Below are 22,843 nucleotides of genomic sequence, written 5' to 3'. Positions count from 1 at the left end.
GGTCATTCAGGCTAACGCACGATACTGACCGGCTACTGCTAGCGGCCGCCTATATGCAATTTACCATTTATCTACCGTGAAAACTATCGCTTACGCAGTTTTTAACAATGGCTGTATGTAGCCACTATTCCTCTTTGCACACTATCTATCTGAGCATCATTTCATTACGGCCTGCAGGGTCTTTCGGGTCTCCTGGCGCAGCAGTATCTGTTTGTCCTTCGTGAGCCCAAAGAATATCTCGGGCGTGTAATGGCGCACCGTCAGCAGGCTCACCGACTCATTTATAGATACTTTGTAGTCCTTGCCCAGCGCCACCAGCAGTGCTTTTATCTTGTCCTCCCTGTCGTCTATACAGGCCACAAAGCTGATGGCCGCATTCTGTATCAGGTTTATCTTCACTTTCAGCTCGTGGAAGATGGCATAGATACGGCTCAGGTTGTCCTCGGTTATAAAGGAGAAGTCGCGAGTGGTCACCTGCACCAGCACCTGCTTATCCTTCAGCACTATCAGCGGCGGATACGCTACATTACCCGTATCGCCCTTTATCACCGATCCGCTCAGTTCCTTATCCAGGAAGCATTTTACATACAGGGGTATATTATTATTGTGCAGTGGCTTTATCGTCTTCGGATGTATTATCTGCGCACCGTAAAAGGCCATTTCTATCACCTCGTTATACGATATGGCCTCTATCTTCACCGTATCGGCAAATAGCTTGGGGTCTGCATTGCGAAAGCCGTCCACATCCTTCCATATCGTTACCGACGAGGCCCGCAGCATAGCCGCCAGTACGGCCGCCGTATAGTCCGACCCTTCCCTGCCCAGTGTCACCGATGCACCTGCCTCTGTAGACCCTATAAAACCCTGTACCACTACTATTTTACCCTGCCGCAGCTTGCGACCTATTATGGCCTCGGCCTCCAGCTTGGTATAGTTCCAGTCTATGGCCGCATCGCGGTAAGTATCGTCCGTGCGTATCACCTTGCGCACATCCACCCACTCCGCGTCCATTCCATTTTGCAATAAAAAATGATGGAACATGCAGGTCGACAGCAGTTCGCCCATGCATACCACCTGGTCATAAGACTGATCATAAAAAGCTGCATCCGCATCACCCACCGCCTTCTTCAGTTCATTGGCCAATGTGGCCAGGGCCTTCTTAGCCATTTCAAAATGCATATCATCCAGCAGCGCAAGGGCATAGGTCATATGCTGGTCTATAAGGGTATCTGCCAATGCCTGTGCTGCCTTCATGTCTCCCTTGCAGGCATGGGCCAGTATATTTTCCAGTGCATTGGTGGTCTTGCCCAATGCCGACATCACTATCAGCAATGGTTCATTCTCATTCTGTACTATGGGCAACAGGGCCGTCATCCTGCCCGCATCTGCTATCGATGCCCCTCCGAATTTGTAAACTTTCACTTTATGAATTAGGAATTGGTTATTAGGTATTAGGTATTAGTTATTGGGAATTGGAAAATCAAGATCGATCGAGCTATAGAAATAATATGTGTAAGGCAGAAAAGAATATGAAATGCGAATATAAATGCTAACAACTTATGAAACAGACGACAGGAACCTGAATTACCCAATACCTCCAATTCCTAATACCTAATTCCTAATACCTAATTCCCAACACCCATTCATAATTCCTAATTCTATATCACCTTCTTCCCCTTCATAGCATCTTTTAGCGCACCTTCCATCACACGCTCTGCATATGGCCGCGATACCTCGTTCAGCAGTTCTGTATGGTGCTGTACGGCATCCTTATCAGCCGCAGCTATCGCCTTGCGCAGTTCCTCCATCTGTGCGCGGGTGGCCGTCAGCTCTTCCGGCTGCAGCGCCTCGCTGTATTTCACTATGAATTTCTCTGTCGTCTCCAGCATCTGCTCTGCTTCTGTAGTGGCCTCTACCAGTGCGCGGGTGCTTATGTCCTCCTTGGCATGGGTCAGACTGTCCAGCAGCATCTTTTCCACCTCCTCGTCCGTAAGGCCATATTGCGGTTTTACCTCTATCGTCTGTGCCACACCGCTGCGCAGTTCGGTCGCGCTCACGCGCAAAATGCCATCTGCATCTATCAGGAAGTTCACCTCTACCTTCGGCAGGCCCGCAGGCATGGCAGGTATCCCCGTCAGGTTAAATTCTGCCAGCTTCCTGTTGTCCCTTACCAGGTCGCGTTCGCCCTGGTATACCGATATCCGCATACCGCTCTGCCCGTCCTTCTGGGTAGTATACTGGCGGCCGGCGCGGTTAGGTATCTTCGAGTTGCGGGGCATCAGCACATCCATCAGCCCGCCCATGGTCTCTATCCCCAGCGATAGCGGCGTCACATCCAGCAGCAGCATATCGGTATTCTTTCCGGCCAGTATATCGGCCTGTACGGCCGCGCCCAGCGCTACCACCTCATCAGGGTTCAGCTTGTCATACACATCCTGCCCAAAGAACTGTTTCACGCTCTCCTTTACCAGCGGCACACGCGTGCTGCCACCTACCATCACTACGGCATCTATCTGTTCCTTACGCACACCTGCATCGCGCAGCGCATTGGCGCAGGCCGTCATGGTACGGTCCACAAGGGGCTGTATCAGTTCATTGAACTGTGCCTTGGTCACGCTCATCGCTTTCCCGGCTATCTCCCCGGTAAAGCTATCATTATCTGTAAGGTGCTTTTTTGCCTCCTCTGCCGTTACACGCAGTAGCTGCATCAGTTGTTTGTCGGTCTTGTCGGCGCCTATCTGCCCGGCCCAGTATTGCGCCAGGGTATTATCCATATCATCGCCTCCCAGGTAGGTATCGCCATTGGTCGATAGCACCTCGAATATCCCGTTGCTTATCGTCAGTATCGATATATCGAACGTTCCGCCACCAAGGTCATATACGGCTATGGTACGCTCTTTGCCGGTGCCCGTACCCAGCCCATAGGCCAGGCTGGCCGCCGTTGGCTCGTTTATGATACGCAGTACATCCAGCCCTGCCAGTCGGCCGGCATCACGGGTGGCCTGCCGCTGTGCATCGTTAAAGTAGGCAGGCACCGTTATCACCGCCTTCGTGATGGTGGTCTTCAGTATATGTTCTGCCCTTCCTTTCAGTTCCTTTAGTATATAAGACGATAGCTCTATGGGCGAGTAGAACCTCTGCCCCACCTGTATCTTCACCAGCGCATCGGTATCATCATCTATCACATTATAAGCAAAGAAATTCGTCTCTCCCTTTACATCCTTGTAAGACTTCCCCATCAGCCGCTTTACCGAATATATGGTACGTTCCGGCTCGGCCACCAGTTTTTCCCGTGCGGCATTGCCCACGGTCGTATTCCCATATTCATCAAAGTGAACTATCGATGGCACCAGTGTCAGCCCATCGGTCTCCTTCAGGGCCAGTGGCTGGCGGGTATCGTTGCGTACTATGGCTATCAGGCTATTGGTAGTGCCCAGGTCTATACCTACTATTATCTCTTCTGTCTGTAAACTTCCGGTCGCTATGTTGATGGCTACTTTGCCCATTATCTCTGTTTTGAAGCGCCAAAGGTACTATAACCCCTGCGTACTGCCATTGAGTATGCTTATAGGGGCATTAATATAACTGCGCGACAGCGCGGACGTAAGACCTCCCTCTCCTTGCGAGAGGGCTGGGAGAGAGGCCTCTTTGTGGTCAGGTCTTTATCTTATATTTTTGCGATCATGCAAGCAACACTTAGCGAACAGGAAATAGTACGCCGCGAAAAACTGGCGGAGATACAGGCCATGGGTATAGACCCCTATCCTGCCCCATTGTTCCATATCACACATACTGCCAAAGAGATAAAGGAGAACTATACCGAAGAGACAGCAGATAAATATAAAGAAGTATCATTTGCCGGACGCATCATGAGCGTCCGCGATATGGGCAAGGCCAATTTCGCTGTGCTACAGGACAGTACCGGCCGCATACAGGTATATGTAAAACGCGACGAGATATGCACCGGCGAAGACAAGACGGCCTACGATATGCTTTGGAAAAAACTCCTCGACATCGGCGATATCATAGGCGTAAGGGGTTTTGTCTTCATCACCCGTACAGGCGAGATATCTATACATGCCACGTCTTTCACGCTGCTTTCCAAGAGCTTGCATCCGCTACCTGTAGTAAAAGAGAAAGATGGTGAGCAGTTCGATGCCGTTACCGACCTCGAGTTCAAGTACCGCCAGCGCTATGCCGACCTCATCGTTAACCCCGGCGTACGCGACACCTTCGTGAAGATAACCAAGATGAAGAATGCCATCCGCACCTTCCTCAACGAGCGCGGTGCGCTGGAAGTGGACACCCCTGTGCTGCAGAGTATACCGGGTGGCGCGGCAGCACGCCCCTTCATCACCCACCACAATGCCCTCGATATGCCCCTCTACCTGCGCATAGCTAACGAGCTTTACCTGAAACGCCTCATAGTAGGTGGCTTCGAATGGGTATACGAGTTCAGCCGCAACTTCCGCAACGAGGGTATGGACCGCACCCACAACCCCGAGTTCACCATCCTGGAGTTCTATGTGGCCTATAAGGACTACCTCTGGATGATGGAGACCACCGAGCAACTGCTGGAGCAGACCGCCATAGCCACCAACGGCACCTCTGTGACCGAGGTCAATGGTACAAGTATCGACTTCAAAGCGCCCTATGCCCGTGTGAGCATATACGATGCAATAAAGCAACATACCGGCACCGATATTAGTGATATGGACGAAGACGGTCTTCGAGACCTCTGCAAGAAACACCGTATAGATGTAGATGCATCTATGGGTCGTGGTAAGCTCATAGACGAGCTGTTCGGCGAAATGTGCGAGCACCACTACATACAGCCCACCTTCATCACCGACTACCCCGTAGAGATGAGCCCCCTCACCAAGAAGCACCGCAGCAAACCCGGCCTGGTAGAGCGTTTCGAGCTTATAATAAACGGTAAGGAGATAGCAAATGCCTACAGCGAGCTCAACGACCCTATCGATCAGCGTAAGCGTTTCGAAGACCAGGTGGCCCTCATGGAGCGCGGCGACGACGAGGCCATGTTCATCGATCACGACTTCCTGCGCGCCCTGGAGTATGGTATGCCACCCACGGCAGGTATCGGCTTCGGTATAGAGCGCCTGGCCATGCTTCTCACCGGCAATGTATCTATACAGGATGTACTCTTCTTCCCGCAGATGCGCCCCGAAAAACAGGCAGCTGTAAATGTAAGTATTACTTAAGCCGCAATACCCGCGCGACCGCGCGGACATTAGCACCCTCTCCTTCGGAGAGGGCTGGGGAGAGGCTCCCCTTGTGGTTAGATCCCTTAACATGAAAAACATCTTATTCATCATATCGCTATTAACAGGTACGGCTGCCCTCGGGCAGTCGTACTCCGATAGCATAGTGACCTACCGCAAAAAGTACATAGAAGAGCTGCTGGCCGAAAAGCGCCAGCCCATAAAGCCGGCCGATGCAGGAAAGATCAGCTTTTTCCCGCCCGATGTCACCTATCGTGTTATCGCCGAAGTGAGGGAAACGCCCGGCAGCACACCCTTCATGATACCCACCCACAGTGGTAAGCAGAAGCCCTTCCGTGAATACTGTACGCTCACCTTTACCGTCAAGGGGCAGCAGTACACCCTGCATGCCTACCAGGGTATAGACCTTGTGAAGGACACCGTATACAAAGACCACCTCTTCATCCCCTTCCGCGACCGTACCAATTACGACCAGACCTATGGCGGTGGTCGCTATATAGACCTCTCCATAAAGGACATCAGCGCAGGGCGCATTCTGCTAGACCTCAATAAAAGCTACAATCCCTACTGTGCCTATGCCGAAGGGTTCAATTGCCCCATACCACCCAATGAGAACACACTACCCATAGAGATACCCGTGGGCGAAAAAACATTCGTACATTAGTAGCACACACTACTTATATATGGAACTGAAACAACTTTTCGAACAGGCCGTTGCTAACAGCAAGCTAATAACCACCCGCCCCGATAACGATACCCTGCTGCAGCTATACAGCCTATACAAGCAGGCCACCGAGGGCGATGCTCCTGCCGATGGCCCCTCCAACCCCTTCGACTTCGTAGCCAAAGCCAAGTACAACGCCTGGGCCTCACTCGACGGCACATCTGCCGACACGGCTATGCAGCAGTACATAGATGTTGTGAATAAGCTGAGGGGATGATATACCATCACTACATCTATTACTACCATCACGAACTATGAACAAATATACAAAAGGATCTATCCTGGCATTAGCCCTATTTGCGATAGCCTGCAAGGATGGCAATGCTACCGGCAACAACACAGAGGTACAGGCAGAGACCGCCGACACTACCGCACCCGACCATGTACGGCAGCTTTTCGCCGACAACAAATGGCTCTATCCCATCCATATCGATACCACAAGTTTCACCATCGATAAAGGCCTGCCCATCCCCACAAAAGACAAGATAAAGCTCGGCATGGCGATGGCAGACACCATCATTTCCCACATCGAACATGGCGAACGGGCATCGGCATATAGCGTCAAAAGAGTGGCCATTTTCAAACAGGAAGGTGGTATACGTTGCGTCGTAGACCTTCAATGCTTCTCCAACAATACCGGTTCGCAGCAAGACCACTATTCAATTTCATATTCCCCCGACAACAAAGTAATGATCCGCCAACGCCTCGGCTACCTCATCCTCAAAGGAAACACCTTCCATTTCCTAAGCTGGGCATAACATCGTTGCTAAAACCTGGATACCACTGGCGCGAGAGTTAGCGCAGCGCTCTCGTGTCTATACAGATCAGCCGGTCTCCAGACCGGCCAAGCACTCGATCAAGCTCATCCCTCCATCCTTCAAATCAAGGTTCAGAAAAGGTTCACAACTTCCGCTTCACCCACGCCCTGAAACGCTCCCAGCCCAGCCCCTGCGGCTCCTTCAGCGGCCCGGTATATGGTGTGCCCCGCCTTATATAGTACTTATTGAAGGTCGACTGGTTCATCCCCCACTTCATCAGGAACTGTTTGCGGCCATCGTTCTTCTTTATCCGCAGTGTCGATTTCGATTGGAAATGATACACCCTGCTCCGTCCTATGCCCTTGAATATGCGACAGCCCGCGGCCCACATCTTCATCGCAAAGTCGTCATCGCTGCTCACACCCGGACTCAGCTCTATGCTGTAGCCGCCCGTTATCAGCCAGTATTTGCGGTGTACAATGGTAGGCGGCCATGTGCTGCCTGTCCAGTCGGCCTTGGGTATGGTATTGCATTCTCGCAGTAGGCCCGCCTCGTCAAAGGTCTCTATCGTCTGCCCATGGTCGCGGTGTATCACACATGGGTTGTGGTAGTTTATGGGCTCTATCATAGTGCTGGAGAACATGAAACAGTCCGTGCCCGCCGCCCTTATCTCGTCCGCTATATGCACATCCCACTCGGGGCACACATACATATCATCGTTCATGTATACTATATGATCGTGCTTTGCCAGTCCGCCCGCCTCGTTCACCGCCATGCATATACCCGCATTATCGGGCGTATAGGTATGGTCTATACCCTCCTGCTGCGCCCATTGCAGCGTGCCGTCACTGCCATCATTTATGTGCAGTATCACCTGGTGCCGGTATGCCGAATTCTTTCTTATGCTCTCCACGCACAGTCGTGCAAAGGCCAGGTTGTTCCAGGTAGGTATGATGATAGATAGCTGCAAAGCGAATATTTATTAACACACCAAAAGTATAAAGTTGCCACTGAAAACCCGCACCGAATACCCTACTTAGCCATATCGTTCGTAACTTTATATAAATATCCATCCCTATGCGGCTGCATATCCACCCCGACAACCCTCAGCCACGCAACCTGGCCACCGTGGTAGAGTGCCTGCGCAATGGCGGGGTCATCATCTACCCTACCGATACCATTTATGGTATCGGCTGCTCTATACAGAGTGCCGATGCCATCACCCGCATAGCCCGCATCAAGAACGTGGATGTAAAAAAAGCCCAGTTCTCCTTCATCTGTGCCGATCTCAGCCACCTGTCAGACTATGCCCGCAGTGTCGATACCCCCATATTCCGTATGCTGAAGGCCGCCCTGCCCGGCCCATACACCTTCATACTAGAGGCCAGCAAGCAGGTACCCAAACTCCTCAAGACCAAAAAGGACACCGTTGGTATACGCGTACCCGATAACCGCATTTGCCAGGCCATAGTAAAAGATCTGGGACACCCCATCATGAGCGCCTCTCTGCCCATGGATGGCCATGTAGAGTACTATACCGATCCTGAAGTGATGTACGACCTCTTCGGCCACCTGGTAGATATAGTGGTGGATGGCGGTCCCGGACATATACTGGGATCTACCGTCATAGATTGTACGCAGGGCGCACCTACCCTCATACGCGAGGGCGCCGGCCCGTGGGAGCACCTGCTGGGATAAGCTATTGACAGTTCAGGACGGAAATACCTCTGCCGGGTCGCGACTAACGACTATCTACTAACGACTAACGACTTCTTTGCCTATTTTTGCGCCAAAACACATCTACAATGAACTTGTCAGACAGACTCGCACAGCTAAAGGGCGATACAGAAGCAAAGAACCTCAAGGCCGGCCAGGAATTCCTGGCTGCCAACAAAGCAAAGCCGGGCGTTACAGAACTGCCCAGCGGCCTGCAGTACGAAGTACTCACCGAAGGCAGCGGCCCAAAGCCCACCGAGTTCAATACCGTTACCTGCCACTACCATGGCACACTCATAGATGGTACCGTGTTCGATAGCTCTGTGAACCGTGGCAAGCCTGCCTCCTTCCCGCTCAACATGGTCATCAAAGGCTGGACCGAAGGCCTGCAGCTTATGGGTACCGGCAGCAAATGGCGTTTCTTCATACCGCCACACCTGGGTTATGGCAACCGCCAGGTAGGCCCGGTCATAGGCCCCAACAGCACACTGGTATTCGATGTAGAGCTCATCAGCATCAACTAAATAACACGCTCATTCAATAAACAACACACCCGCACGGTCCCCGAATCGTGCGGGTGTTATTATCTTGGGAATATCTGTATTTCGTACCTCGGGTAATTGCCCATATGCCTGTAACTTTACCACCTGCGATAATACCCCATGAGAACGACCATAAATTTGCTATTGCTGCTTGTACTGGCATATACCGGCAATGGACAGACCAGGACATCACCCCCTAAGCCCTCTGCCACGCCTGCGGCCAGTGAATATGCGACCATAGACAAAAAAGCGCTGGAGATACCTGCCGGCGAGGCCACCACCACGCAGGGTGTCGCACGCTATATAAACTCCGGCTTCGGCACGCAAAAGGAAAAGATAAGGGCCATATTCATCTGGACGGCATCTAGTTTCGAGTATGATGTAGACAACATGTACGCCCTCAACTTTCACGAGAAAGAGCAGGATAAGATAGACAAGATAATGAGGCTGCGCAAAGGCATTTGCGAGAACTATGCGGCCGTCTTCCACGATCTGTGCCAGAAATGCGGGCTCACATCATGGCTCATAGGCGGCTATACCCGCCACAATGGCCAAACTTCCGATCTGCCGCATCAATGGTGCGCTGCACAGGTAGATGGCCAGTACTACATCTTCGACCCCACCTGGGGCTCGGGCTACATCAGCAACAACAAATTCACGCGGCGCATAGACAATACCTACTTCATGAGCCTGCCTGCCGACATCATTCGAACGCACATGCCCTTCGATCCCATGTGGCAATTCCTCAATTACCCTGTCACCACCCAGGAATTTGCAGAGGGCAGAACAGAAGTGAACAGATCAAAACCCTTTTTCAGCTACCCTGATAGCATAGCCGCTCACGAGAAACTGCCACGCCTGCAGCAGTACGAGGCCGAGGCCCGCCGTATGGAACAGAACGGCATAAAAACACCCATGGCGTTCAATTATTTCTCTAACCTGAAGCACAATATAGATGTAGAACGGCAGAACCGCCTGGTGAATGTATACAATGCTGCCGTTACCGACCTCAACAGCGGCGTACGCGACCTCAACAATTTCATCAATTATCGCAACAGGCAGTTCACACCGGCCCGCACAGATGCCGAGATACAAGGCATGCTAGATACCGTGGACCGCAAAATGCTGCGCGTACAGGTAAAGCTGAACAGCATACGCGGGCAGGATGTCAAAATAGACGAGCTGGCAGGCCCATTGGAAAAGAATATGGACGAAGTGAACCGAACCCTTATAGAGCAGAAAGACTTTTTGCAGAAATACCTCAGCAAGGGCAAGACCGGTCGCAAAAGCATGTTCTACAAGTACACCTGGATGGGTATACCGCTCAACTGATATCCTTCTTACACTTTATGCATTGTCATACCCTGCCTATATGGCTTTGCAGGCTATCTTTCAGTACATGCAGGGGTGTGGCTATGGCGTTCACATACTGGTAGTTGCCCTCGCGGTCGTTCTTTATAGATAGCTGCACGCCGCTGGCCTCGCTCTGTATGGCATTTATCACAAAACTATTGCGGGCGCTGTTGTAATACAGGTATGGTGCGCCCGACGACCCGAAGCGGAAATAGCCCTTTATGAGGTAGCGGTATCGCTCAAAAAGATAATTACCACCTATATCGTCCTGGAATACCCCGAAATGGTCCAGCAGGCCCTCTATGCGTGCTATGTTCAGCAGGCGCCCTACTGCGCCACCGGGCGAGCTCTGCAGGCAGTATAGCTTTGCATTGTCCTCTTCCAGCAGGTCGTAGCATACCGGTAGCGATGGTATCTTTGCTATCACTTCGGCCGGGGTATCCACTATGCGGTACAGCGCCACATCCTCGGTATAATAGGCGGCCACCAGTTCTACAGGCAGCATAAAGGTATACTTATGCGCATCGGCATCGTACAGTTGCATATTGGCGTCGAACTGGCGGGTAATGTCGGCATCCTTATAGAACATGTTCTCGCGAAACTGGAATATCACATGCGGCGTACATATGCCTTTCTGGGCAAGTGTCACCCACCGGGTATCAAAGCGTTTCTGCTTCAGTATATTGGTGATGGTATGCAGGTTCGCAGGATCGCTATTGGCCAGGTAGCGCTTGCGGGTATATTCATCGGTAAAATAGTGCTGTTCCATCAGCCGGTTCTGCGATCCGTCCAGCTTCTGCAGTATCTCGGCACGGTACAGGTCGGCATCTATCGACCGTACAAAGCCTGCCTGCATCCTCAGGTTGTGTGCCACGCTCAGGAAGTAGCCATTACCTATATGAAAGGTGCATATATTGTTCTCAAATGTGCGGCGGTTGGGCTCGTCGGCATTGTATATCCACATCATACGCATCAGCGGCGATGTTTCCTCGTTTATCAGTGCCAGCTTCTGGTGCACCAGCTCATCATTGGCATCCTTATTTATATCGAATTGCAGGAACATGATATGGTCAAGTACTTGTGTGTTTAAAAATAAGTGTTTCCTCCTTATCCGGAACTTTAAGTTATGCACCCGTGTTAGAACCCGTGCTCTCGTTTTTTAATTAGCTTTGCCCTACTATTTCACACCAAGTATGTTGTTTTGAATTTCGCAAGTGTAGTAGGCCAGCAGGCAGCAAAGAACGGGTTATTAAGAATGTGGGGAAACAATACTTTCCCCCATGCACTACTTATCACAGGCGCCGAAGGTACCGGCGGCCTGCCACTGGCACTGGCGCTGGCCCAGTATATCTTCTGCGAGCAGAAGAGCGAATTCGACTCTTGCGGCAAATGCCCCGGATGCAGCAAGGTGGCCCGGCTGGAACATGCCGACCTTCACCTCAGCTTCCCATCCATATCGCACAGGCCGGGGGTAAAACCCATGAGCAAGCAGCATATGCAGGAGTTCAGGGAATTTGTGAAGCAGACACCCTATGGCACCACCTTCGAATGGCTGCAGTTCATAGGCGCCGAGAACAAGCAAGGCAACATCACCGCCGACGAATGCCGCGAGATAATAGAGACCCTCTACCTGCGCTCATACGAAGGGGGTAAAAAGGTATTGCTGATGTGGCGGCCCGAATACCTGGGCAAGGAGGGCAATATATTGCTGAAGCTGATAGAAGAGCCGCCGCAGGACACGATAATGATATTCGTGGCCGAACAGCGCGAGAATATACTGGCCACTATACGGTCGCGCACGCAAGAGGTAAGGCTGGTACCCATACCTGCCACAGACATAGCCGATGCGCTTACCGCACGCACCGCCACCGATCCTTCCATAGCCGCACAGGTAGCCCAGATAGCCATGGGTAGCTATACTGAGGCCCTGCGCCTCATTCGCCATAGCGAGAACGATCTTTTCCCCGAAGTGAGGCAAATGTTCAACATCCTGTTCACCAACAATGGTGCCGGTGTCTCCAAATTCGTAGAGGATTGGTCTAAGGCCGGAAGGGAACAGCAAAAAGATCTGCTGCACTACATCATACAACTGCTGGAACATGCCATAAAGGCGCGCTATGCCCCCAATGCGCCCATAGCATTGCAGGCCGCCGAGGCCGAATTCGTAAGGAAACTCGCAGGCACCAAACTATCGTTCGAAGGCATGAACGATATGACAAAAGTACTTGGCGATACCATCTACTACATAGAAAGGAATGCCCATAGCAAGACCCAGCTACATGCCATGCTCATAAAAATGCACCATATAGTACTGGGTGTAAAGATGCCCATATGACCGTCTGAACGCTACCTGGTGGTGGCGCCAAAGTATTGCTCTGCACGCGAGTTCATGCTGAAACCGGCATTGGACGCACCATTACCGGTGAAAAGATAATTGCGCCACGCAGGGTTCATCATTTCGCCCGGCACCGTAGAGTGCAGCAGCATATAGTCTGTCATGGCTTGCGAGCGCTTGTAGAAAAGGAACAGCGAATTGGCCAGCTCCTTCTTGTTACCGAATTGAGTAAGATTGTTGTACTGCCATATCTCGTATGGCAGCGAGCCCGACTCGCCTGTAACAGTTATTACGTCAGTAGGCTTGCCATAGCGCAGGTATATAAAGCCCCTGTCGGTCTCATAGCCTGCATTGCCGTTCGCATTGAATTTTTTATTCACCTCTACCACCCTTTCCGAATACTCCTTCCACGCCTTTGCCGGGTCTTTCGGGTCCTTATCCTGGAAGTAGTTGAAGATGAAATATTTCATATACATCTCATCCGGCTTTTTCAGAAAGCCATTTATAGTATTGGTCTGCATGGCGTCGCATACCGGCAGCAGCATCTTCAGTATAGATCGTAGCTGCTGCATATTGTATTTGGCAAGGAAGGTCTTTTCCATGTTCAGCACCGTTACCTTCTCCATACCTGTGTCCTTCAGTATCTCGGTCATGCTCCTGGTAGCTACCTCCTCTACTTTGTCGGGGTGGGTGTTCATCCGCTGAAAGAACATACTGCGCGAGGCTATAGGGACAGAGTACTTGTCTTCAATGCTGATATTCAGATAATAATTGCCCGATGTGAGCCTGCCTATCGGTATGGCTCCCCATGCCGCGGCAGGTACATTGGCGGTGAAAGTGTCTGTCACCATCAGCTCGGGCAGAAATACCTCGTTCGGCTTTTTGCTCAGGCGCACCCTGCGGACAATGGGGTATGCCGATGCATTTATCTTATCGGCGCCGGCATTGTATAGCTCTGCGTTGTAGTACAGGGTACGTTGCGCATCGTCCAGAAAGTTGGCACACAGCGGTATGGAACGTCCTGCACTATCATTTATGGCCAGCAGTTTAAGGCCGCTGAAGAACGGGCGCGAGGTATCGGCAGATACATCCATACTGTCTGTGAAAGTATATGCATTAAAGGTGTCGCTCATGTCTGTTATGACCATATACATCCTCACCTTTCCCTGTATGGGCCTTTCCAGTACATATTGCCTCTGTTCCAGTATATTAAGAGTACTCAGGCCCTGCACATCGGCGCGTGGCGGTGTCCGCAGCACGAAATGGTCCTCATGCAGCATCCCACCGGCATCAGAGAACACTATATCGGTACGCATCTGTGCCACTATCTGCTTTTTATCGTTGGTAAAGAAGCGCAACGAGCCGGGATCTACCTGCCAGTATACCTGTGGAGCAGGCCGGTACACACCTGCGGCACTCTTTTTGTAGTATATGGTATGCCCTACAGTGGCATTGATACGCGCCAGCGATGGCAATGCCGCAAAAAGCAGTAAAAAGAACACTATGTTCCTCGGGTTCATCTGTTCGCTCTGTTTTGCGCAAATTACAAAATGGCCTGTAGCTTATAGAGGTACACTATGTTAAAATAAAAAGACAAAAAAATAGCGTTACAACCTGTAGTTTTGGAGCCCCATGAAGAAACGACTGAAAATAACTTTCGTAGCTTTCTGTATTTCTTTCATATCCATGATAGCGCTCTCGCTTTTTTCCATCGGGCGCTTCACCACACTTACCAACCACTCCAATGCCGTATCGCACAGCAATAAGGTGATACGCACCCTGTACCGTGCCGAGGTGTATTTTAAAGACGTGGACCGCTGGGAACGGGGATATATACTGGCCAACGATACCGGGTATATACGCGCCATAAACGGTGCATCGGACAGCCTGGTGCAAATGCTCGACTCCCTGGATGCGCTATTGTCGGACAATGCGGTCCAGTCGCGGAACATGATAGACCTGCGGGAGACCATAGGGTCGAGGATACGGTCGTTGCACGAAAATTTCTCTTATATCGATACCAGCCATGCAAAAGAGGCTTCGCCCTATTATTTTGAAGGACGAAAACTCACCGTCAATGCCAACCGCCTCTTCCGCGTGATGCATGCCACAGAGATAAGACTGCTGAAAGAAAGGCAGGACAAACAGGTGTTCTACCAGAAGCTGACCACCAGTACCATAAAAACACTGCTCGCCATCTTCTGCATGATCACCCTGTTCCTGTTCCTGTTGCTTATGAGGTTGATGCGGGCCGGTATACTATACCAGGAACGGTTACAAGCCAAGATCATAGATCTGGAACGATCGCACAGCGAACTACAGGATATAGCCTACTCTATCTCTCACGACCTGCAGGAGCCCCTGCGGAAGATACAGGTGTTCAGCAACATGCTTATAGTACGCAAAAGCAATAGCGCCGAAGATGATGGCACAAAGGACACACTGACACGCATATATGGCTCTGCCAACAGGATGCGATCGCTCATAGCCGACCTTGAGAGCCTTACCAACCTTACGCGCATCGATGAACAAAAGGCATCGGTGAACCTGAATACGATAATAGAACAGGTAGTATCGGACATGAACGATACCATAAAAGAAAATAATGCAGTGGTGCGGGTAGAAGACCTGCCTACCATCACATGCTATGGCTCGCAAATGACCATACTCTTCAGGGCGCTGATGGACAATGCGCTGAAATTTGTGAAAGAGGATACGAAACCCGAGATATATGTGAGCTACAGGATAGTGCCCGAGAGCGAACTAGCAGATGGCGGCCGGCCGATGCCCAACCAGCAGTTCCACTGCATCAGCATTGCCGATAATGGTATAGGGTTCGACAACAGGCACATATCCGATATCTTCCGAATGTTCAGGCGCCTTCATACAGAGGGCTCCAGGTACGAGGGTAAGGGTGTGGGCCTGGCCATATGCCAGCGTATAATGGCCAATCACGAGGGCTACATAAGGGGCGAAGGCGTACCCGATAAGGGCGCTACCTTCAAGCTTTATTTCCCTGTATAGTTGTCAACGCGCAGTGTTAAAATTGCGCTTCTAAAAATGTATGTATGTACTCTTTTTTGCTTTTCTGCGCTATTATCGTCACTTTTGATAAGCAGTTTTTTACACCAAAGATGCGCTCCCGGTCACATCTCTTAGCAACAATACCGGGCTTCGGAAGATATAATTGATCTGCTCAAAGCATAACCTGATGAATAAGTACATATTGCTGCTGGCGATGTTGGTCGCAGGTGGCGCACAGGCACAGGAAAGACTCACCCTGCAGGATGCTATAGCCCGTACCCTTCAGCATAATTTCGATATCCAGATAGCCAATGTGGCCAAAGAACAGGCCATTCGCAACAACACACTGGGAAATGCCGGGTTCTCGCCCTCGGTAGCTGCGGGCGTCACAGTATCGGGCAGCCGCAACAATGTACAGAGCGATCTTGCCAATGGCTCGAAGCAGAATAACCCTAACGCTGTGAACACGAATGTGAACCCCGTGCTGACGGTGAACTGGACGATATTCGATGGAGGCCGCATGTTCCTGGTAAAAAAGCAACTGAATGAACTGGAGGCGCTGGGCGATATACAGCTAAAGACACAAATGCAGACCATGGTATCGCGTACCATACAGATGTATGCGCAGGTGACCCTGCAGCAAAAACGCCTCATAGCGGTAGATACGGCACTGCGCCTTTCGCAGGAGCGGCTGAAACTGGCCGACCTGAAATACCGCACAGGAGCAGGCGCGAAATTCGACTATGTGACCGCCCTTGTAGACCTCAGCGCCCGCCGCGACGACTCTCTTACCTACCTGGCCACGTTCGCACAGGCATGCGATTCGCTGAGCGTGCTTATGGGTACCAACGAAGGAAAACTATACAGGGTAGATGACAGCCTGCAGATAAACATGCGCCTGCAACCCACCGACAAGGACAGGCTGCGCGACATCAACCTTTCGCTGAGCGCATTCAGGCGCAGCGCCGATATATCTCATATCTCTGCCGATATCGCCCGCACCTACGCCCTGCCTACCCTCACCTTCAACGGAGGATATATATACAGCCGCAGTACCAGCGCTACGGGCTTCGCACTTTTTTCGCAGACCTATGGCGCCAATGGTGCGCTTAACCTCAGTGTTCCCCTGTTCATGGGTGGCAATATACGCCGCCAGGCTAGGGTAGCCTCTTTACAGGCCATGCGCGATGAGCTACTATACGAAAGGCAGAACACCATTGTAGGCCGCCAGTACCGTACCGCATGGCGCAGCTACACATTCTCTATAGCTGCCTACCGGCTGGCCAATGACAATATAGGCTATGCCAAAGAAGCAGTGGACATACAGAGCGCCCGCTTCAAGCTGGGCGCCGGAACCACGCTGGAGCTGAGGCAGGCAGAGAACGACTATGTGCTGGCCCTGATAAGGCTATACACAGCCGAATACAATGTGAAGGTAAATGAGACACAGGTGCTGGAACTGGAGAACAAACTGGTACAGACCAATTGATAAAGCCTTAATAAGCCGCAAACCCGATCTTTTTGTATATTTACCCGGTATTTTCCCGGGCTCACAACTCATTCGTGCATGAAGAACAAGAATACTTTACTGTGTTTGGTAGCAATAATAGTGGTCATTATCATTAGCAATTCCAGTTGCGCGCTCGACCGCAGGCGTTATTCTACCTTCAGGGACGAGGACGGCAAGGCACATACCGAGCATTACAACCAGTATAAAAGGAAATGGTACCGCAAGAACTGGTACAACAGGCGCATCTGGAAATGATGCCCGTCACAGCTTCACTATCTTCACCGACCGTACTTTCTCCATCTCATTGTCATACACATTCAGTATGTATGTGCCCGATGGTATGTCTCTGAATATTATTTTCCTCACCTCATCGGCCTGCCCCACATAGCGGCCGTCTATCGTCAGCAATATGGCGGTCACTTTTTTGCACCATACCACTGTCAGTTCGCCGGTAACAGGATTGGGCATCACTTCCATATCTCCCGGATCACAACCGGTATAGTTCAGCTTTGCCGATACGGCGCTGCACCCGCTGGTGTTCTTCACTACTACCTCGTATATGCCCGTCTCCTGCGCATAGAATGTATCGGCCGTAGCTCCGGGAATATCGGTCGTATTGATGCGCCATTGGTAAGAGGGGTAGCCTTTTGTGGCATATAGTACGCCCTGTATCACTGTTACGTCTGGCTCAGCGGGTACAGGGTATACCATTATGGGCAAGGAGGCCACATCGGTGCCACAGGTATTGGTAATGCTATAGTTCACAAAATCGTTCCCTACGGCCAAGCCTCGTACTTTACCATTGCTCACAGACACATTGCCCAGGGTGCTGCTCCATACCCCACCTTCTATGGTGTCTTTCAGCAATACCTCGCTGTGCAGACAAACCCCCATGGGCCCCTCTATCACACCGGCCTCAGGAAATACCTCTACTACTACCATTTTTATGGCCGCCGCCTGGCACCATGCATTGCTGACGGTATATATAACCGTAGATGGCCCACCCTGCAGGCCCTTTACCTGGCCCAGCACATTTACTTCGGTATTCGGGTTACTGGTGCTCCAGATACCACCGGGCACAGAGGCTATGAAGGCCACCGTGCTGCCTTTGCAAAATGCCGCAGGCCCTGTAAGTGTACCTGCATCGGGCAGTGGGTTCACCGTTATGGCCTTTGTGGTGGTAGCTACACCACAGGCATTGGTCACCTGGTACCGTACGGTATCCACGCCCTCACCCTCGCCCCTTACCACACATATGCCCCCCGCCACCGCAACACTCAACTTACTACCCACTACCGACCATACCCCGCCACCTGCCGTAGGATTCGAAAGCCATACGGTTTCGCCAAGGCACACCATATCCGGCCCTTCTATAGTACCGGGCGATAGCAACGGGGCAACATTCACATATATCTTTATCACATCACTGGTAATAGAATTCGCCACCTTTATCTCGAAAGAGTCGGTGCCATTATAACCGGCATCGGGGGTATAGGTAATACCCGCAGGAGTGGTAATGCCACCTGTAGATGTAGCTGAATGACCTACAACAGCAGTACCATGCGCGGGTGCTGTCTGCAGGGTCCATACATCTGTAAGGCCTACATATATATCGCGAACGGCAAGCAAATGGTTTATGGAGACAGGAATGGAGTTCTGGCAAACATCCAGTACGGTATCATCGCCTTTTATGAAATACAGCACATTGGCGATCTTTCGCACCCGTACATTGCCCATGTCGGCAAAATAGATATTCTCACTGGCGTCGGTAGCTATACCAACGGGGCTGTGCAGCCGTGCTGCTGTGGCAGGTATCCCGTCGCCATTATAACCTGCTACACCCGTGCCACCTATAGTACGCACTATACCATCGGTACCTATTTTGCGTATGCGGTCGTTGCGGCAATCTGTTACCACTACGGTGCCATTGGGCAACACACTTACGCCAACCGGCAAGTTGAACCTGGCCGCTGTGGCCGGGCCATTATCGCCGCTGATGCCTGCTGTACCCGTACCTGCAAAAGTATGTATAATGCCATCGGGTGTTACTTTGCGGATCTTGTGATAGGTACCATCGCATATATACAGGCTGCCATCTTTGCCTGTTGCCAATCCCCACACATAGCCCAGCCGGGCGTCGGTAGCAGGGCCTTCGTCTCCACTATTGCCCGATGTACCTGTACCTGCATAAGTAGTGATATTACCTGCCACAGATATGCGCCTGATGCGGTAATTATCGGCATCGCCTACATATACATTGCCCTCATCATCTACCGCTATGCCCAGGGGCTTGCGGAAGGTAGCGCTCACCGCCGGCCCACCATCGCCCGAATAGCCATTGGCACCCGTACCCGCTATAGTAGTGATGGTGCCCGATGTACCCACCCGGCGCACTCGGTAGTTGTACTGGTCGGTGATGTATACATTGCCTGCGGCATCGGCAGCTACGCCCCAGTTACCATTCAGGCGGGCGGCAGATGCCGGGCCGCCATCGCCGCCATAGCCAAATGAACCTGTCCCCGCAAGTGTCGTAATGACACCGGCAGGGTCTACTTTGCGTATACTGTGATTGAGCTGATCGTTTATGTATACATTACCCGATCCATCGAGGGCAACACATGTAGGAGAATCGAGACGGGCCACTGTGGCATCTCCCCCATTACCTGAATACCCTACGGTACCGTTACCGGCCACATTTGAAATGATCTGCGCAGGAGCGGCAAACGGCAAGACAATGAACATAACTATACGATACAGGCAGTATAGACATCTGTTCATAGTTTATCTGGTTCTCTTATTCGTCGCTCCGGAAGGGTCCGGTTATGTTCTGCTATCAAATTTACTCTGAATTTACATAACGGTAAAATTCAGCTTCGGTATCAATGTGGAAAAAGATAAGGTTCACAGGCAGGTCATTTTTTTATCTTATAACCAATAGAGACACGGAAACCGGGCGCCGAAAGCGGCGCATTGATATTGTATCCATTCTTCACATTAGCAGGGGCAGGGGTCTTTTGCACCATGGCATCTACCAGCCACCTGTTGCTGTATGCATAACTTATACCTACTGTTGCACCTATTCTCAGTTGGCTCTCTCGGGTAGCAGGGTAAACGGGGCCGGCATATTCTGAAATGGGTGTTCCGGTATAGGTGATAACATCACCTGCGTCAGGCGCTACCGGTGTATTCCGTGCAGTAATGAGGGTATCCACCGTTCTTACAATGCCAGCGTTCATTGAGGTATGCTCTGTAACTCCTTGTAATTTACTGTATACCATATTGGCACCACCATAAACGCTCAGCTTGCTGGTGATCTTGTAGTTGAGCAGTACAGGCAGCTCGTACTGCATATAATTGCCTCCTGTCCTGTTGGCCTTTGTCACCTCATCGTGCGTCTGCGTATAGCGGAAGCGGGTATTGTTGTAAAATACCACACTCGTACCCTCTACCCGCGATGTAGTGAAACTCTCCACTGCCGTTATCCGGGTATCGTTGTTCACCCTATAATAGCTCTGGGTATTACCTATATTATGCTCCCGGGCATGTGCCATCTTCACCGCGGGCTGCACCATTATGGCCACCTTTGGCGAAACCTTGTAGCTTACATAGGGAGACACCACATAGGCCGTAGCGGCCACATTATCGAACCCGCGCTCATAACCGGCCTTTACCCCTATTTCCCACCTTTCTATACCGGCCATTTTATTTTTCCGGGCTATATCAGCCACATTTTTCGGTGCAATAAAATGGTCGTCTGTACTCACTATATCATTTACTTTCGTTGAAGGTGTAAGTTCGTTTTTATTAGAATTAAATTCTTGATCTTCATATGACTTGCGTTGCTCACTTGATGTATTGTACAGACTACCTGTCACAGCATCCTCATTGCCACCTGTACCATGTGTACTGTTATAAACATTGCCATATGTATCGTTGCGGGTAGTGGTAATGGCACTGGTGTATGCCCCGGTACCATTACCACTCTGGCTGCTCATATCATCATGCGCGCTTTCTTTTTTTATTTCAGTAACACCCTCAATATATTCATTATCAGCATTTTCAGAATAACTCTCCCCAAACCCTAAAGCATCGGCCGTCCTTGCATTCACGGCTATATACTTATCCTCTCCTTCGTTCTTGTTGCCAGGCGTTTCAGATACTGCAGCCTCTGGCGAGGCAGATGCAGCAGTACTTACATCTGCAGTAGCAGCATTATCTATATTACTGATAACCTGCTTGTTATCTGCTACAGCTACACTACCCTCATTATTTCCTACAAAGCGGCTCACTACCGATACACCCAGCGCTACTATGAGCGATGCTATACCCACATGACCCAGCCAGCGGTATGGCTGCACAGGCGAATGTGGCACCAGTGTATCCAGCTTTTTCCCCATATCATACCAGGCGTCGGGGGGTGGCGCCTCGGTATAGGTCCCCAGCTTGTCGCGGAAGAGGTCATCGATATGTTTCTGTTTCTTATCCACCTTTATTTATTTATAAGTGCGTTTATCTTTTCTTTCAGCCTCCTGCGGGCATCGTTCAGGTGCCATCTGCAGTTGTTCTGCTGCATGTTCAGCATTTTGGCTATTTCCTTGTGCGAGTAATTTTCAAATACGAACAAATTGAATACGTTTCTCTGCGCATCGGGCAATGTCTCTATGATGGTCAGTAGCTCTTTATGCGAAAGATTCTCTACCGGCTCGCTGTTCACATAGGCGTCTTCGGCCTTTACTTCCCTGAAATTCTTATCCGGCTTCACATTCTTGCGCATATGGTCGCTTATGGCATGTACCACTATCCGCCTTATCCACCCTTCGAACGCCCCCTGAAAAGAATACTGGTGCAGATCGCGAAACACTTTAAAGAACGCATCGTTCAGTATCTCTTTTGCGGTCGCCTCATCATTGCTCACATACTTCCTGATGATACCATAGGCTGCAGGCGAATATTTTTCATATAGTTTTTTCTGCGATGGTCTGGACAGGGCAATACATTCCTTTATCAGTAACCTCAGTTCGTCGTGTGCCGACAAACTATGCCCTGAAGTAGGAAAATGACCACTCACATCTATCGCTTTAGCCACTCATACAAGTTTTATCCGGGTAAGACAGATACAGCAACCTTACTAACTCTGCCTACTATATTCTATCCATTATACAATAGCCAGTTGCCCACTTGGGAAAATAGGCGTATAACGCATAATGAATGTTAGGAAAGTTACGGAAAATGATCAGGGATAACAATATATTATCAACTGCGAGGTAAAGAAGAACGACCTGAAGATGCTATTTTATCATTTCGTTAGAATGCATATCATACCTTTTCCGGCTATCTCTGTGGTAGTTGCGCCAGAAGGCTTCAGCACGGTCACCCTGTTTATGTAGAGCGTATCTCCCAATTTGAACCTTTCGTAGATACTGGAAGATACTCCTGCCGATAGCGTATCGCCGAGGCAGTAATGGCTCATGCGGTCCATAAGTGTCACAAGGTTGCCCAGGGAATCTTCATATATCATTCTCTCTGCATACCCCAGTTCAAAACCGGCTACTTTGTATTTATTACCTGTCGAGTCGCGTGCGGTAAGGCCTTGCTGTAACAAATTCCGCAGCTCATCTTTTTTTATTGGGCCGCCTTT

General features: G+C 50.8%; 20 protein-coding genes. 11 read left to right on the top strand and 9 right to left on the bottom strand.

What is annotated here, in order from left to right; genetic code table 11:
* Positions 1-156: 156 nt before the first annotated feature.
* Together ABD843_RS02505 and hscA are read right to left on the bottom strand one after the other, a co-directional pair.
* On the bottom strand, positions 157-1,422 hold the full coding sequence (locus tag ABD843_RS02505; RefSeq protein ID WP_345078014.1) for an aspartate kinase: 1,266 nt from the start codon (positions 1,420-1,422) through the stop codon (positions 157-159).
* Between the two features lie 236 nt (positions 1,423-1,658).
* Positions 1,659-3,506 carry a Fe-S protein assembly chaperone HscA gene (hscA, locus tag ABD843_RS02500; protein WP_345078011.1) on the bottom strand — a complete coding sequence of 616 codons (1,848 nt, stop codon included), beginning with the start codon at positions 3,504-3,506 and terminating at the stop codon, positions 1,659-1,661.
* A gap of 177 nt (positions 3,507-3,683) precedes the next feature.
* On the opposite strand from hscA, the gene lysS reads away from it, so the two are divergent.
* From lysS to ABD843_RS02480, 4 genes are all read left to right on the top strand, one after another.
* A complete protein-coding gene (gene lysS / locus ABD843_RS02495) occupies positions 3,684-5,222 on the top strand; it encodes a lysine--tRNA ligase (protein WP_345078008.1) in 1,539 nt (512 codons plus the stop codon).
* A gap of 91 nt (positions 5,223-5,313) precedes the next feature.
* Positions 5,314-5,907 (top strand): DUF1684 domain-containing protein, encoded by a 594-nt coding sequence (locus ABD843_RS02490; protein ID WP_345078005.1) that lies wholly within the window; start codon positions 5,314-5,316, stop codon positions 5,905-5,907.
* 19 nt (positions 5,908-5,926) lie between these two features.
* Entirely contained in the window at positions 5,927-6,184 is a 258-nt protein-coding gene (locus ABD843_RS02485) for an acyl-CoA-binding protein (RefSeq protein ID WP_345078002.1), read from the top strand.
* 37 nt (positions 6,185-6,221) lie between these two features.
* Entirely contained in the window at positions 6,222-6,725 is a 504-nt protein-coding gene (locus ABD843_RS02480; RefSeq protein ID WP_345077999.1) for a hypothetical protein, read from the top strand.
* Between the two features lie 142 nt (positions 6,726-6,867).
* On the opposite strand, the gene ABD843_RS02475 is transcribed toward ABD843_RS02480, so the two are convergent.
* Complete coding sequence (locus ABD843_RS02475; RefSeq protein WP_345077996.1) at positions 6,868-7,695, bottom strand: glycosyltransferase family 2 protein; 828 nt, start codon at positions 7,693-7,695, stop codon at positions 6,868-6,870.
* A 107-nt stretch (positions 7,696-7,802) separates the two neighbouring features.
* Here ABD843_RS02475 and ABD843_RS02470 point away from each other — a divergent pair, with 107 nt between their 5' ends.
* The 3 genes from ABD843_RS02470 to ABD843_RS02460 all read left to right on the top strand — a co-directional run bounded on the left by ABD843_RS02470 (position 7,803) and on the right by ABD843_RS02460 (position 10,315).
* A complete protein-coding gene (locus tag ABD843_RS02470; RefSeq protein ID WP_345077993.1) occupies positions 7,803-8,423 on the top strand; it encodes an L-threonylcarbamoyladenylate synthase in 621 nt (206 codons plus the stop codon).
* Between the two features lie 107 nt (positions 8,424-8,530).
* Entirely contained in the window at positions 8,531-8,965 is a 435-nt protein-coding gene (locus ABD843_RS02465; protein WP_425575650.1) for an FKBP-type peptidyl-prolyl cis-trans isomerase, read from the top strand.
* A 138-nt stretch (positions 8,966-9,103) separates the two neighbouring features.
* Positions 9,104-10,315 carry a transglutaminase domain-containing protein gene (locus ABD843_RS02460; RefSeq protein ID WP_345077990.1) on the top strand — a complete coding sequence of 404 codons (1,212 nt, stop codon included), beginning with the start codon at positions 9,104-9,106 and terminating at the stop codon, positions 10,313-10,315.
* 25 nt (positions 10,316-10,340) lie between these two features.
* On the opposite strand, the gene ABD843_RS02455 is transcribed toward ABD843_RS02460, so the two are convergent.
* On the bottom strand, positions 10,341-11,399 hold the full coding sequence (locus ABD843_RS02455) for a hypothetical protein (RefSeq protein ID WP_345077987.1): 1,059 nt from the start codon (positions 11,397-11,399) through the stop codon (positions 10,341-10,343).
* Positions 11,400-11,537: 138 nt separating this feature from the next.
* Here ABD843_RS02455 and ABD843_RS02450 point away from each other — a divergent pair, with 138 nt between their 5' ends.
* Positions 11,538-12,671: a DNA polymerase III subunit gene (locus ABD843_RS02450; protein ID WP_345077984.1), complete on the top strand. Its 1,134-nt coding sequence runs from the start codon at positions 11,538-11,540 to the stop codon at positions 12,669-12,671.
* A gap of 11 nt (positions 12,672-12,682) precedes the next feature.
* On the opposite strand, the gene ABD843_RS02445 is transcribed toward ABD843_RS02450, so the two are convergent.
* A complete protein-coding gene (locus ABD843_RS02445) occupies positions 12,683-14,191 on the bottom strand; it encodes a GWxTD domain-containing protein (RefSeq protein ID WP_345077982.1) in 1,509 nt (502 codons plus the stop codon).
* A 166-nt stretch (positions 14,192-14,357) separates the two neighbouring features.
* On the opposite strand from ABD843_RS02445, the gene ABD843_RS02440 reads away from it, so the two are divergent.
* The 3 genes from ABD843_RS02440 (at position 14,358) to ABD843_RS02430 (ending at position 17,460) form a co-directional block, all read left to right on the top strand.
* Entirely contained in the window at positions 14,358-15,695 is a 1,338-nt protein-coding gene (locus tag ABD843_RS02440; protein WP_345077979.1) for a sensor histidine kinase, read from the top strand.
* A 187-nt stretch (positions 15,696-15,882) separates the two neighbouring features.
* The gene (locus ABD843_RS02435; protein WP_345077976.1) at positions 15,883-17,184 is read left to right on the top strand and encodes a TolC family protein; all 1,302 of its coding nucleotides are present in this window, start codon (positions 15,883-15,885) and stop codon (positions 17,182-17,184) included.
* Between the two features lie 78 nt (positions 17,185-17,262).
* Positions 17,263-17,460, top strand: coding sequence for a hypothetical protein (locus tag ABD843_RS02430; protein ID WP_345077973.1), 198 nt, complete (start codon positions 17,263-17,265; stop codon positions 17,458-17,460).
* 6 nt (positions 17,461-17,466) lie between these two features.
* On the opposite strand, the gene ABD843_RS02425 is transcribed toward ABD843_RS02430, so the two are convergent.
* From ABD843_RS02425 to ABD843_RS02410, 4 genes are all read right to left on the bottom strand, one after another.
* The gene (locus ABD843_RS02425) at positions 17,467-19,947 is read right to left on the bottom strand and encodes an NHL domain-containing protein (protein WP_345077970.1); all 2,481 of its coding nucleotides are present in this window, start codon (positions 19,945-19,947) and stop codon (positions 17,467-17,469) included.
* A 170-nt stretch (positions 19,948-20,117) separates the two neighbouring features.
* On the bottom strand, positions 20,118-21,692 hold the full coding sequence (locus tag ABD843_RS02420; RefSeq protein ID WP_345077967.1) for a hypothetical protein: 1,575 nt from the start codon (positions 21,690-21,692) through the stop codon (positions 20,118-20,120).
* A gap of 2 nt (positions 21,693-21,694) precedes the next feature.
* Positions 21,695-22,291, bottom strand: coding sequence for an RNA polymerase sigma factor (locus ABD843_RS02415; protein WP_345077964.1), 597 nt, complete (start codon positions 22,289-22,291; stop codon positions 21,695-21,697).
* A 210-nt stretch (positions 22,292-22,501) separates the two neighbouring features.
* Complete coding sequence (locus ABD843_RS02410) at positions 22,502-22,807, bottom strand: hypothetical protein (RefSeq protein ID WP_345077961.1); 306 nt, start codon at positions 22,805-22,807, stop codon at positions 22,502-22,504.
* Positions 22,808-22,843 lie beyond the last annotated feature (36 nt).

The sequence above is a fragment of the Nemorincola caseinilytica genome (assembly GCF_039540515.1).
GTDB classification, from domain to species: Bacteria; Bacteroidota; Bacteroidia; order Chitinophagales; family Chitinophagaceae; genus Nemorincola; species Nemorincola caseinilytica.
This window is presented reverse-complemented; position numbering and strand designations above follow the sequence as displayed.